6 protein-coding genes and 1 pseudogene are annotated in these 13,075 nt (G+C 64.8%); 4 read left to right on the top strand and 3 right to left on the bottom strand.

Features of this window, described 5'->3' with window-relative positions; translation table 11 throughout:
• Window positions 1–100: 100 nt before the first annotated feature.
• Genes AFIDRAFT_RS06875 through AFIDRAFT_RS06865 form a run of 3 tightly spaced genes read right to left on the bottom strand, consistent with a single transcriptional unit; the run spans window position 101 to window position 8,401 of the window.
• Window positions 101–4,087, bottom strand: a complete 3,987-nt coding sequence (locus AFIDRAFT_RS06875) for an nSTAND3 domain-containing NTPase (RefSeq protein ID WP_002718001.1) — start codon at window positions 4,085–4,087, stop codon at window positions 101–103.
• Between the two features lie 58 nt (window positions 4,088–4,145).
• Window positions 4,146–7,124: a TrlF family AAA-like ATPase gene (locus AFIDRAFT_RS06870; RefSeq protein WP_002718002.1), complete on the bottom strand. Its 2,979-nt coding sequence runs from the start codon at window positions 7,122–7,124 to the stop codon at window positions 4,146–4,148.
• Window positions 7,125–7,144: 20 nt separating this feature from the next.
• Complete coding sequence (locus AFIDRAFT_RS06865) at window positions 7,145–8,401, bottom strand: ATP-binding protein (protein WP_002718003.1); 1,257 nt, start codon at window positions 8,399–8,401, stop codon at window positions 7,145–7,147.
• 262 nt (window positions 8,402–8,663) lie between these two features.
• Here AFIDRAFT_RS06865 and AFIDRAFT_RS06860 point away from each other — a divergent pair.
• The 4 genes and pseudogenes from AFIDRAFT_RS06860 (at window position 8,664) to AFIDRAFT_RS20515 (ending at window position 12,929) form a co-directional block, all read left to right on the top strand.
• Window positions 8,664–9,594 (top strand): annotated as a pseudogene (locus AFIDRAFT_RS06860) (ArdC family protein).
• Between the two features lie 200 nt (window positions 9,595–9,794).
• Window positions 9,795–11,921: a ParB/RepB/Spo0J family partition protein gene (locus AFIDRAFT_RS06855; protein WP_002718005.1), complete on the top strand. Its 2,127-nt coding sequence runs from the start codon at window positions 9,795–9,797 to the stop codon at window positions 11,919–11,921.
• A 103-nt stretch (window positions 11,922–12,024) separates the two neighbouring features.
• Window positions 12,025–12,441: a hypothetical protein gene (locus AFIDRAFT_RS06850; protein ID WP_002718006.1), complete on the top strand. Its 417-nt coding sequence runs from the start codon at window positions 12,025–12,027 to the stop codon at window positions 12,439–12,441.
• Window positions 12,438–12,929 carry a hypothetical protein gene (locus AFIDRAFT_RS20515; RefSeq protein ID WP_002718007.1) on the top strand — a complete coding sequence of 164 codons (492 nt, stop codon included), beginning with the start codon at window positions 12,438–12,440 and terminating at the stop codon, window positions 12,927–12,929. Before AFIDRAFT_RS06850 ends, AFIDRAFT_RS20515 begins: the two co-directional genes overlap by 4 nt.
• The last annotated feature ends 146 nt before the right edge of the window (window positions 12,930–13,075 follow it).

Genomic DNA, 13,075 nt, shown 5'->3' with positions numbered 1-13,075 from the left:
CCCTTACTGCGGTCCCTGGCAGCCAGCACCTACGGCCGCGCAAGGTCCGCGTCATGGAAACGCGGCGGGGCGCACTCCCCCAGAGCTCGACCGCTTGGCTTCAGTCCCTTGCGATTTTGTCGTCGAGCCAGCCCTGCACGGCCTTACGAACACGAATATGGCCAAGATCGTCGAGCACTGTTTTCGGCAACCGTTCGCCCTCGCCCAGATCGAGCAGCTGCTGCGCGGGGTGATCTGATCCGAGCAACGCCAACAGCCCGAGCGCCGCCGAGCGGTCGCGATCCGCGAGGCCACAGACGCCAAGCAGCAACAGCGCGCGCCGCTTGGTCGAATATGCAACTCGCTCCATCGCCGCGACCACGGCCTCGACCCGACCATGAGTCGCGAGCAAAACGCAGGCGGAGGCGGCCAAGGGCGGCGCTAATCGCAGGAGAAGCTTGGCGGTGATCGCGTCGAGAATCTCGCTTTCGACAACATCGGCCTGACTCAGGGCATCTATGGCGTCGACCCGGACCCAGCGAGCTTGGTCGATGAAAGACAGAGCCCAGATCTTCCGGCGTATGGCCGGACTGCAGCATTGCGCAGCGGTCTCTAGCGCCACCATGCCAAGCGAGCGGTCGTCTGTGCGTTCAGCCCTAAACAACAGGGCCTCACCAATGTCATCCGAAAGGCTGCCATAGGCGGCGAGCCCGACAACCGCCTCGCGTGCGATGGGGTACGATGGTTCTTCGTTGTGAAACGCTTCAGCATCCGACCAATCATCATCGACCAGTCTGCGGAGCACGCCCTGATGCTCGGCGCACCGCCGCGTGGCAAGGATGCGGACTAGGGCTCGCCGGACCCGGCTACCCGGATCGGACGAGAAGTTCAGTAGGCGCGGCGGCAGCGGATCTGGCAATCGCGCTGCAAGATACGGAAGGGCAACCTCACGGGCGTCCGCTCGACCGTGATCAAGCGCGAGCCACACCAGCGTATCGTCCTCGATAAGAATTGCGGCTTGGGCAGCGGCCTTTGCCAGTCGATGGTCCGCGGTCTCAATAAGCCAACGTCGGATGGCCGCTGACGGGGCACCGCCGCTGGCGATCAGTACCTGCACAATCTCGTCAAGTACCGAGGGCGTCGCTGCTTCTGCCGCTTGGTCCAGCAAGTGCAGGGCCTCTCGGCCGACAACTGATGCGGCTTTATCTTTCAGGGATAGGGCCTGAAATATCTCGACGGCCACACCCGGAAGCATCGCCATGAGAGATCGGATCCGCCGCGCCCGCGTCTTGCTCGAAATGCGGCGCTGCGCCGCGTGCGCGTCCACCAGCAGATGCACGAAAGATGCGGGTGTGTGGGCCAATCGTTCGAAGCACCGCGCGAGCGCGGTCGGCGATTTGATCAAGGCGCAATAGGCGAGCGCACCGCGCAAACTCTCGTCACTCGGATTCGAGAGAATCCGCTCTTCAAGGTCGGAGGAAAGCGAGGCTTGCCAATGCTCGCGCGCTGCCTCCCAGACACGGTCTTCGTCATTGCTGGACCGCGCGACAGCGATGAGGGTCCGAAGTTCCTCCAGCGGAACCGGTCCGCTCGCCCGTGCGACGTCGTCGGCCCACGCGCGACACAGCTCAGCGATCCGGGGATGTTCAGCCAAGGCCCGCCAGCGGCCGAGTGCCCTGACTTGCTTCACATAGGCATCAACGAGAGTGCCGGCGGCATAGCCATCTTCCTCATGCTGGGATTGGTAGCCTTCCTCGACGGCCGCATCGCATTCACCGTCTTCGATCGCGCGCCATTGTTCTTTACCTTCGCGCTCATATGAGCGGCGAAGCCTCGCTAGTTCTTCGAGCGCCGCCTCGAGCACCTCTTCATAGCGGTCAAGGTCTCGCACGGCGCCAGCGGCCACCGCGCCGACATTTCTGTCGAAGCCGGAAGCGACCAATTTGCGCGCTGCCGCAAGAAAGGCTGGTGTTAGGCCGGTCGCGATCCGATCAAGCTTATTAGGAAAGGTATCGCCGAAGCCGTCCCGGTCCTCAGGCAATTGCTCACGGACAAAGCGATCAGCGATCGCGAACGACCGAGTATCGGCCGAGACGCGCTCATACCAAGCGTCGTCGAAGCTCGGCGGCTGCCATCTGTCGAGGAAGAACTGGCCGCCGCGCCGTATACCCTGGATGAACCAGCGCGCGAGTTCTGACGGGATCGACTTCTGCGTGCCGACGTCAGAAGCCAGTTGCAGCACGGGCCGGAAATCGGCTCGCGGATCGACCAAGCTCTCCTCCAGCCAAGCGTCGATCCTAGCCCGACTGGCGCTATCGGCCTCAAACTCCATGTCAAGATTGTCAGCGGCGCCAACGAGATCGGCGATCGCCTTGAGCGAACGCGCCGCGGTCTCGAACGCCCAGTCTCGCTGCGAACCACCGAGCTGGGTTAAGGCGGAGATCATCGACGTCAATGCCGTTTGGCTACGCGCCCAATTCTCCTTGATGAAGATCTCGAAACCAGCGCGGACGCTCGGGTGCGAGAAGCTGACGGTCAGGCCGGGCTGGCGCAGATGGCGCGTCGCGACGAGCCGATTCACCAGCTTCTCCAGCCCATCGGAAAAAGTCGGGACGGTGATCCGCAGTTGTCGGCTAAGCCCAATCAACTGGCCGCGGTCAAATTGCGATCTGGCCGTCAGCAGCGCCCAGATGATTGCCGACCAGCCGGTCTGATCGCTGGCATTCAGATAAGAAACGACCACGCCTTCCACAGCATCGCGATGGGCCAGCGCGAGGATTCGCCGAAAGAAGGCAGGATCGACTTCATCCGGCTCAGGGCCGTCGGCCATGTAAGTAAAGAACAGATCGATTTCGAACGGTGTTTCAAGCGCTTCCAAGGCGTCCGTCCGGAAATCCAAGGCCTTGGCCTGCAGCTCCGTCGCCAGGAGTTCCAAGCGTTTGTCGTAGATATCCGCGAGTTCGCCATCCCGGTATTGGTCGGCGTCTAGCACCACGGTCCAACGCTTGAGACCCTCGTCGGCCTTGGCCTGACCGAGCATGTCGGTACGCGAGGTGATGACGTACTGATGCCCAGCGTGCGCCTCGCGCAGCAGCCTCGGCAGTTGTTCGGTCCAGACGTCGGTGCCACCCCGCAAGCTATACTGCCCCCACGGATCCTCGACATAGAAGAGCTTTGGGCCGGTGTCGGTCAGCGTCCGCATGCTTGAGGGACCGTTGTTGACGTTGACCTGGATGATTTCAGGCGCGGAAGGCCGCTGCCGCGCCTGATCAACCAGCGCCAGCGCCGTCCAAGTCTTGCCCGTACCCGAAGGTCCGGTGATGACAAGGGCGTTCCGCCGTTCGAGCAGATCGCTTAGGGCTTGGTAGTTTCCCGGCGGCACGAACGCCTCGAGTTGGGGAGCGCTCGCCAGATAACCGCCACAGCCGCGGATGATGCTCAGCAAGTCCTCGCGCGTCCACACACCTGGGCTCGTCCCGCGCATTCGTTGCCGAGCCTCGTCGCGCAGCCGCGCGCGACACTCGGCTTGTCGGCTTTGCGGCACCCGCAAAAGAGAGCCGAGGATGTCGTTGATCTCCAAGTCCAAGAGACGCTCGGTGAGAACGCCCCAGATAGCTATCCGGCCTTCCGGCCCATGGGGTAACGTCCCCGATAGGCTGGCCGGGAAAGTTTGCTCTTCCGGCCACTCCTCCAAGCCCTGTACCAAGAGGTCGCGCGCCACGCCGCTGGCGTCGGCGTTCGTGATCAGAAGATAGCGCGTGCCAGGATCGTCGAGATGATGTTTGGCCGGTCGACGGGTCGTGCCGCGTTTGAGCAACGCTTCGAAGTCGGTGATTGACCAGGGGCCGCTGTTGCGGAGCTTCACCTGCACAACGAGCTTGTAGCCGTCTGCCACGTTCGCGCTAGGTTGGACACGGCCAGGCGTCGCAGGTTCGAGGTCCGACTCCAGATCTTCCTCGTTGGCGGGTTCGAGCGTGATCCGGCTCGCCGACTTGGTGATCAGCATCAACCGCAGAGCGGCCAACACCGAGACGCCGAGCTGATACTCGTAGCCGTCCAGTGCGGCCTTGGCGCCGCCTGCCACAGATTCTGGAGGCAGCGCGGTCAAATCTCGGCGTCCATTTGCTGCGTCTTCCTGGCACGCTTACTGATGAGGTTGGCCGCGCTCATCGCTCCAGCCTCACGCGCAGTCTACGGGCCCGCTCGCGGAAGGCGGCCTCGCCGCCTTCCAAGATGTCACACACCGCCTTGCGGATTTCCGCGCTCTCAAGACCGCCCGACACATAGGTGATCGGCGGAAGACCGCCCGAAGGATGCGGACCCGCCGATGCGACGATGATCTGGTCCGCATCGGTGTTGATGACGAGGTTGGCGTTGTGCGTGACCATGATCACTTGGCGCTTCGCCTTGGCCGCGACAAACAGCGCCACCAACTCGTCGAAAACCGATTTGGGATCGAGGTTTTCCTCAGGCTGATCGATGATCAATGGTCGATCGTCTGAATCGTCCAACGCCAGATACAGCAGCAGCAGCACAATGCCGCGCGTGCCAGGCGACAGCTTCCGGATGTCGACGCCGTCGTAGGAAATCTCGTACCGGACCGTGATGTGATCGGTGCCGAAAAGCCAATGCGCGAACCGTTTCGACCAGGCCCGGAATTCGGCCTGCTGCGTGGGCGCAAAAGGTGCGTGAGACAGCAGATCTCTGAGGTATCTTGCCATGAACGCGGTCATAGCCGCCTGAACCTCGACCGCCGAACCCGTCTCCCAGGCCGGCTTGAGCGCTTCAGTGGCGGCCGCGATTAGGGAGCCCCGTCCGTAAAATGGGCCGGTCTTGCGCCTATCGAGGAGTTCCTCTTCCGCAACCGAGCCCCACGCTTGAACGTCGGCGATCCTGCGAACCGCGAAGCTGAGCTTCTTCAGCGTGCCCGACGATGCCGCCAGCCGCGCCATCAGCGGGGCATAAAGACTAGCCAGCGCACTCTGTTCGTTGATGATCGCCTCGAACACCCGGCCGTAGGTGTTGTCGCGCACGGTCTGAAGGTCTTTCCGACGGACCGCCGCGCCTTGCGCATCCGTGAGCCGGATTTCGAGGGTCTGGAGCGCGGAGTTCTCCTGCGCGATGCGGCCGGTCAGCGCCGCGTATTGGTCGCGGACGACCTTATCGGCGCTGAACAGCGCCTCGAGGCGCGTCATTTCGGCGGCGATCGGCGCGAGCGGAAGCGCCGAAAGATCGGCTGTGTCCGGGATCAGGGCGACGTTCGGGGCGCCGGGCGGTGGTGGAACGCCGTTGAGCTTGCGGACCTCGCCATCGGCCCATGCGATATAGGCCGTGAGGCTCTTGTCGACGTCGCCCTTATAGATCAGCAGGAAATCGTCCCATTGCTGGTCGCTCATGCCGCTGGCGCCATGTCGCGCCCGAGCTTGGCGCAACATTTCCGGCGCGCCGGTGGCGCGGACGCTGCGGACCTCGTCCTGCAGGGCGACGAAGGTGCGGCGCTGATTCCCGAAGGATTGGATTTTGTTGCGAAGTGTCTGGGCCGCCTCGCTGAGCCGCGTGTGGCGGGTGACCTGCGCCTCGGTGCCCTTGACGACCAGCTTGGCACGATCAGCTGTGTAATCCGCGATTAACTTCTTCTTTTGCCCGACCTGGGTGGTCAGCGTCGCGACAAGGCTTTCTTTCTCAAACTCCGTGGCGATGCGGTCCGAGATGTCGGCGATCGCCTCGGCCTCGCGCTCGCGTGCCTGCTGGAACCGCGAAGTCTGCTGGTCGCGCAGCTCGGCGAAATCGAGCGCCCATTCACGATCGTCCTGCGAATGCGACTCGAAGATCACGCGCTCAATTTCGTCAACCAGGCCGTCGGAGACGCCCTTGGCCGAGCAAAGCTCCTCGACGAATTGCTGGGAGAGATACCGGGCGCGCGGAAAGGTCATATGGCCGTTGGCGTCGCTGCCATCCAAGGCGCGCGTGACCGTCGCGCCCCCGCCCCAGGTCAGCGTCGTCGATGCGTTGCCGATCAACCTGCGCGCCCGGGCCAGGAACGACGGGCTGATATTCTCATCGGCGTTCCAGCCCGACGGCGAAATCGCGTCGCAGCCGGCCGCGATCACGTCGGCCAGGGCCGTCTTTCCCGATCCGCGCGCGCCGATGATAGCGACAAGGCCGTGATTGAGGGGGATGTCGGGCGTGGTGGCCCAATCTGCATCGCCGATCTGGACGTGGGAGATGACTTGCGACGGCATCGCCGAGCCCGGCGGTTGCTCACCGACATAGGCGCGCCCCTCGGGATCGATGCACGCTTGGCGGAGCGCATCGAATTCGAGCCCGCCCTTGATCCACGAGAAGCGATTTCCAAATGGGGACGCCACGTCGTCGAGCTTGTGCGCATCGCTCCCGTGCAGACAGGGCTTCAGGCCGCCGTAGCGGGTGCGGATTTCGTCGGGGCCGAGATCTCTCTGGCCCAACCAGAACTCACGCTGCGCCGGGCTACCCGCGAAGATCACATGGGCGAAGCCTTCGATTTCGCGCCGGATCGTCTGATCCGCAGCTTCCCGCACGCCCGACGTACCGTCCGTCGCGCCGCCGGCCACTGCGATCAGGATGTTTGTCTTCGCCCATCCGCTTTCGGAGAACACTTCGCGGAGCTTCTGGAAACTGACCTTGAACTGGTTGGCCCCATAGGCCAGCGCGGCCCACTCGTCCGTAATGCTGGGATCGGCTTTCTTGCCGAGCCGGATGAGATCGGCCCGCGTGCAATCGAAACGATCCTGCATGACGTTGAACTGCAGGCGCGATAGCAGACGCCGCAGCTCGTCGAGATGTTGCGGATCCTCCGGGCTGACGAAGAGGTGGAGATTGACGAAGCCGCCTTTCGCCGTCGCAACGTCGAGCCGGAGTTCCACGTTGGGGAAGACCAGCTTGGTGCTGGGCAGGCGGCCAGCCGCCCTGTGCCGCAGCACCTCCTCGTAAGTATCGGTCACGTAGTAGTCCGTGACCGCGATCGCCTCGATGACCGGCGCGGCCTGCTCAAGCGCGGTCAGATAGTCACCCCAAGCGTTCGGGCCGCTGAACTGATTGTTCATGACCGTGCCGGGCGCGTGGATATGCGGTTCCCATCTTCGCCATTCTGACCCTCTGCTAAGCATCGTTTCCCCTTTCTCGGCGGCTATCTTGATTTGTCCGCCTTGTTCGTCCGCGGCGCTCCATTCCAAAGACTTGACAATGGCGCTGCCGCCAGCCTGTCGCCGAACGGCACGACGTCCGTGCTGTCATAAAGGACGACGCCAAAAGCAAAGCGGTCCCCGCACGCCTCGGCCAAGGCCCGCAGGCCCCCGAAATCACCGGCTTTAACCGTCGCGCTCGCCTTGACTTCGATGCCTGCGATCATCCCGTCATCGCGTTCCAGTACGATGTCGACCTCGCGCCCGTCCCGATCCCGAAAATGGTGAGGCGTCAGCCGCAGGTCCGAGGCCGTCATCAGCTTCAGAATCTCCGCGAACACGAAGCTTTCGAGCAGCGCGCCGAACGTGCTGCGATCTGCCTTGACCCTGTCGAAGGAAAGACCGCGCACAGTCGCTAGCAGCCCAGAATCGAGGAAGTGCAGCTTCGGCGTCTTCACGATGCGCTTGAGGGCATTGGTGAACCAAGGTTGCACCGTCGCGATCAGGAACACCTGCTCAAGCAGCCCGACATAGCGCTGCCCCGTCTTATGGCTGACGTTGATGCCGGCGCCGAACTGCGAATAGTTGACCAACTGGCCGGAGTGCTCGGCCAGCAGCCTTACGAATTTCGGAAGTTCCGTCAGCTTCTCGACGTCAGCGATATCCCGCAGATCGCGCGTGAGGATCGAGGTGAGATAGGACCTCGACCAGTCCTGCCGCCGCCGCTCGCTGTCGCGGCTGATCGCTTCGGGAAAACCGCCGAGCAAGACAAGTTGGACGAGATCGTCGCCGAGGATTGCATCGCGCTGGCTCCGGAGCTTCCCTGCGAAGAGATGCTCCAGGAAAGTCGGCGTCCGGCCTTCGATCTCCGCCCTTGCGAGCGGCAGCATCTGTATGGTCTCCATCCGGCCGGCCAGGCTGTCGGCGACTCGCGGCAAAGTCAGGACATTCGCCGAGCCGGTGAGCAGGAAGCGACCCGGCCGATAGTCCTCATCAATCGTCTTCTTGATGGCCAACAGCAGGTCGGGCGCGCGCTGGATTTCGTCGATAATGGCCCGATCGAGGCCGCGGATGAAGCCGGCGGGATCGGACTGGGCGGCCTCAAGGACCGTTTGATCATCGAGCGTGATATAGGTCCGCCCGGCTTCTCCCATTTTTCGGACGAGCGTGGTCTTGCCGGCACGACGCGGGCCCACGATCAGGACCACCGGCGTATCAGAAAGGGCTTCCTCCGCCCGTCGCTCCACAAACCGCTCGAACATGCCATCTCCGAATCCGGAAGATTGGAACTATCGGTTCCGGCTGATTGGGAGTCAATGGTCCGCTGATTGGAAGTTTCGGAACCGCGATCTGGAAGCTCTAGAGGGGAAAGCCTTCCCCCTGGTCGGCGCCGCGGTCGCCGACGCACCCCCTTCTGCGGGGAGATCCCCGCAACGCCCCCTAGAGTGAGAGCGCGGACCGGATTCGCCGTGACGGGTTGAGGGCTGGAGGAGAGGCCTCCGGCGCCCGTCGCGGAGACCCGCGATGTCCAGCAAGACCGCTTCGGCTCGCCCCGGCCACGACCGGGCGAGCCTCTATGACGAAATCACCGGCAAGATCATCGCCGAGCTGGAGGCCGGCCGCGTGCCCTGGGTCCAGCCCTGGGGGACGGCCGCGGCGAAGGCGCCGCTCGCCATGCCGAAGAACGCCGCGACCGGCCGGCAGTATTCGGGGATCAACGTCCTGATCCTCTGGGGCGCCGTGATCGAGCACGGTTTCCCCGCCCAGAGCTGGCTTACCTTTCGCCAAGCGCTCTCGCTTGGCGGCAATGTGCGCAAGGGCGAGCACGGCACCACCGTCGTTTATGCCGACCGCTTCGTGCCGGACGACGAGAAGCGACGCGCCCGAGAGACCGGCGAAGAAGCCGCCGCGATCCCGTTCCTGAAGCGGTTCACCGTCTTCAACGCCGCCCAGTGCGAGAATCTCCCAGCCGAGGTTGCGGCCGTTGCGCCACCGCCGCCACCGGGCCTGATAGAGCCCAGGGTCGAGGCGCTGATCCGGGCGACCGGCGTTGATCTCCGCATCGGCGGCAACCGCGCCTTCTACGCGCCGGGCCCGGACTACGTCATGGTCCCGCCGCCGCAGGCCTATTTCGAGCCGATCAACTGGCACCGCACGGCCCTGCACGAGCTGGGGGCACGCCAGCGGCCATCCCTCCCGTCTCGGCCGCGATCTCGGCGGCGCGTTCGGCAGCAGGAAGTATGCGTTCGAGGAGCTGGTGGCGGAGATGAACGCCGCCTTCTGCTGTGCTTCGCTCGGCATCGTTCCAACCGTCCGGCACGCCGATTACATTGGCTCCTGGCTCGAAGTGCTGCGGGAGGACAACCGCGCTGTCGTCCGCGCCGCCTCCCAGGCCAGCAAAGCCGCCGACTGGCTTCTCGGCTTCTTGCCCGACGCTGAAAGTCGGGCGGCCTAGCCGCTGCACCGGCGGAGGAGGCGGCTTGATGCTCGACCTGAAACCCGGAAAAGCGGCAATGCGGACTTCCGGCTTCGTGTCTTTCTGGTTCGTCGGCTTTGCGGCGCAGTCCTCCGAGAGGAAGAGGGCTGCGCCGGTTTTCGCGGCGGGTTGGAGGTCGAGAGAGAGTCTCTTGGCCGCCCGCCGCGGAGACTACTCCCATGGCTACTGCAGTTCAGAAGATCACCCTATCGTCCTCGCGCGACATCCCCTTCAACAAGCTCGTTTTGTCCCAGTCGAACGTCAGACGCGTGAAGGCTGGCGTCTCGATCGAGGAGCTGGCCCAAGACATCGGCCGGCGCACGCTGCTCCAGAGCTTGAACGTCCGGCCGGTCCTCGACGCCGAGGGCGCCGAGACCGGCATGTTCGAGATCCCGGCCGGCGGCCGGCGCTACCGCGCGCTCGAGTTGCTGGTGAAGCAGAAGCGTCTCGCCAAGACCGCGCCGGTTCCGTGCGTGGTCCGCGATCCCGCGACCGACATTCTTGGCGAGGACGACTCGCTGGCCGAGAACATCCAGCGTGCGCCGCTGCATCCGCTCGACCAGTTCCGCGCCTTCCTTACTCTGCGCGAGAAGGGGCGTTCCGAGGAGGACATCGCCGCGACGTTCTTTGTCGGTGTGAACGTCGTGAAGCAGCGCCTGCGCCTGGCGTCGGTCGCGCCGACCCTGCTCGACATCTATGCCGAGGACGGCATGTCGCTCGAGCAGCTCATCGCCTTCACCGTCACGGCCGACCATGCCCGCCAGGAACAGGTCTGGCAGGCGGTCTCCGGCTCCTGGCAGAAGGAGCCCTATCAGATCCGCCGCATGCTGACGGAGAAGACGGTGCGCGCCTCCGACCGGCGAGCGGTGTTCGTCGGTCTCGACGCCTATGAGGCCGCGGGCGGCGTGGTGCTGCGCGACCTGTTCCAGTCCGATGACGGCGGCTGGCTCGAAGACATCGCGCTGCTGGACGGCCTGGTCGCCGAGAAGCAGAAGACCGAGGCGGAGACGATCGCCGCCGAGGGCTGGAAGTGGATCGAGGTCGCCATCGACTTTCCCTACGGGCACACCCACGGCCTGCGCGAACTGGAGGGCGTCACCATCGATCTCACCAGCGAGGAGCAGGCGACGATCGACGCGCTGAAAGCCGAATACACCAAACTGGAGGAGGAGTATGACGGCGCCGACGAGCTGCCGGACGAAGTGGACGAACGCCTCGGCGAGATCGAGGCGGCACTCGCCGCCTTCGACGATCGGCCCGTCACCTATGATCCGGCCGACATCGCCCGCGCCGGCGTCTTCGTCAGCATCGATGCCGAAGGTGCGCTGTCGGTCGACCGTGGCTACGTCCGGCCGCAGGACGAGGCTCCCGCTGGCGACCCGGAGCAGGATGGCGAGACCGATCCCGCAACGGCTCGGGCGCACGGCGTCGATCCCGACGCGCCCGTGGTTCAGCGCGCCGTCATCACCATCGGCGGACAGATCGCCGGACCGGAGGATGAGGACGACGAGGACCTGAAGCCGCTCCCCGACCGCCTCGTGACCGAGCTGACCGCGGAGCGGACGCTCGCGCTGCGCGACAAGCTGGCGTCCACGCCCGCCGTCGCGTTCCAAGCCGTGCTGCACAAGTTCTGCCTCGACGTCTTCTCCCGTTACTTCTCCTACGGGACGGCGATGGAGGTGTCGGTGCGCAGCGCCAGCTTCCCGGTGCAGGCCCCGGGGCTGAAGGACACGCCCGCAGCCAAGGCGATCGACGTGCGCCACAAGGCTTGGGAAGAGCGCATGCCCAAGGACAAGGCCGATCTCTGGGACTGGCTCACGACCCTCACCGGCGACGAGCAGGCGACGCTCTTCGCCCATTGCGCCTCCTTCGGCATCAATGCGCTTTACGAGAAGGGCGACCGCTATGGCGCCGGGGTTTCGTCCCACACCGTCGAACAGCGGATCGCCGAGGCCGATCGCCTAGCCCAGGCCGTCGATCTCGACATGGTGCAGGCCGGCTGGCGTCCGACCGTCGAGAACTATCTCGGCCGGGTGCCCAAGCGCCGCATCCTCGAGGCGGTGCAGGAGGGCGCCGGCGAACGGGCAGCGCAGCTCATCGACCACCTGAAGAAGGACGACATGGCCAAGGAGGCCGAACGACTCCTGGCCGACACCGGCTGGCTGCCGGAGCCGCTGCGGATCGCCGCCGCGGACGACGCGCCCGTCGAAGCCACCGCAGCCGAGGACGGCGGCGAGGCGCTGCCCGAATTCCTCGCCGGCGACGATGAGGAGGCGGAGGCGCCGCAGGTGATCGCGGCCGAATAGCCTGCGTGCGGGGCGGCTTCGGCCGTCCCGCGCCCTTTTCCCCTTTCAACCGACCCGACAGCCCGGCCTTCGCGCCGGGCTCGTTGCATTTCAGGAGGGCCGCATGTCCATATTCACCATTGAAACGACCTACCGCCTGCCGGTCTACCGGCAGCGTAGCTATGAGGCGGAAACCCTCGACGCCGCCTGTGCGCTCGCTATCGCCGACAAGGGCTGGGACGACGAGAAATCCGACGTCGAGACCTCCGGCGCCACCTATGTCACCGGCGTCTGGGACGGGCGCGACGCAGCCTATCGCGGCAGGGCGCTCATCATCCCGTCGCAGTTCGGCGAACAGGTCCAGCGCAAAGCCGACCACTTCGAGGTGCTGCTCGGCCTGCTCAACGTCTTCGCGCACGCGCCGGACGCGGAACCGGCCGACGGTCCGTTCTGGCGTCAGCGCCTGGACGCGGCAATCGCCAAAGGCGAGGCAATTCTTGCGGACGAATCTGATCCCCAAGCGGCAGGAGGCGCATCATGACCGAGTATGTCGTGAAGATCGGCTTCTGGCTGCGCGCCTACGACAGCGTTACGGTCGAGGCGGATGCCGACGCCGAAGCGATCGAGAAAGCCAAGATCGCTGCAACGACGGCCATGACGTTGACCACACACCCCGAACATGTCGAGTTTGACGAGCGACGCGAGGGCGTCATCGCCTTTATCGACCGGGTCAACCCGGACGGCCGCGAACCTGTGGTCGAGGATATCGCGTTCGACAACGATCACATCCATCCGGACGACGCGCCCTCTCGCGCCGATAAGGAGATGCACCCCCGCCGCGTCGTCTTCGCCTACCGCGTTCCAGTCCACGTCGAGGTCGAGGACGGGCTGGTCTCGCGCGTCACCGTCATCGATGAAACGCCGATCTCCGATCCTACTGTCGTTGAAGGCGACGCTGGCTACCTCGCCGAAGCGATCGCCGCCGCGGACGACGGCCAGGCCTGGCCGTCCTGGGCCTTCGGCTACTGATGATCGCCATAGCTCGGCGCCCCGCCACCCGGTGGGGCGCCTTTTCTTATGCCGGCCACGGCCGCGACGCTGAGAGGAAGAGGGCGGCCGGAACGGGTTTGAGCCGGTGCGGTCCAAGAGAGAGCGCCGGCCGGCTCGCCCATTCC

Origin of the sequence: Afipia sp. 1NLS2, assembly GCF_000178995.1 — a bacterium.
Classification (GTDB): Bacteria; Pseudomonadota; Alphaproteobacteria; order Rhizobiales; family Xanthobacteraceae; genus Afipia.
This window is presented reverse-complemented; position numbering and strand designations above follow the sequence as displayed.

Bases quoted from the DNA above. Each gene is read 5' to 3' on its own strand.
- AFIDRAFT_RS06870 (WP_002718002.1), bottom strand. From the start codon at position 7,124: ATGCTTAGCAGAGGGTCAGAATGGCGAAGATGGGAACCGCATATCCAC.
- AFIDRAFT_RS06865 (WP_002718003.1), bottom strand. From the start codon at position 8,401: ATGTTCGAGCGGTTTGTGGAGCGACGGGCGGAGGAAGCCCTTTCTGAT.
- AFIDRAFT_RS06855 (WP_002718005.1), top strand. From the start codon at position 9,795: ATGGCTACTGCAGTTCAGAAGATCACCCTATCGTCCTCGCGCGACATC.
- AFIDRAFT_RS06850 (WP_002718006.1), top strand. From the start codon at position 12,025: ATGTCCATATTCACCATTGAAACGACCTACCGCCTGCCGGTCTACCGG.
- AFIDRAFT_RS20515 (WP_002718007.1), top strand. From the start codon at position 12,438: ATGACCGAGTATGTCGTGAAGATCGGCTTCTGGCTGCGCGCCTACGAC.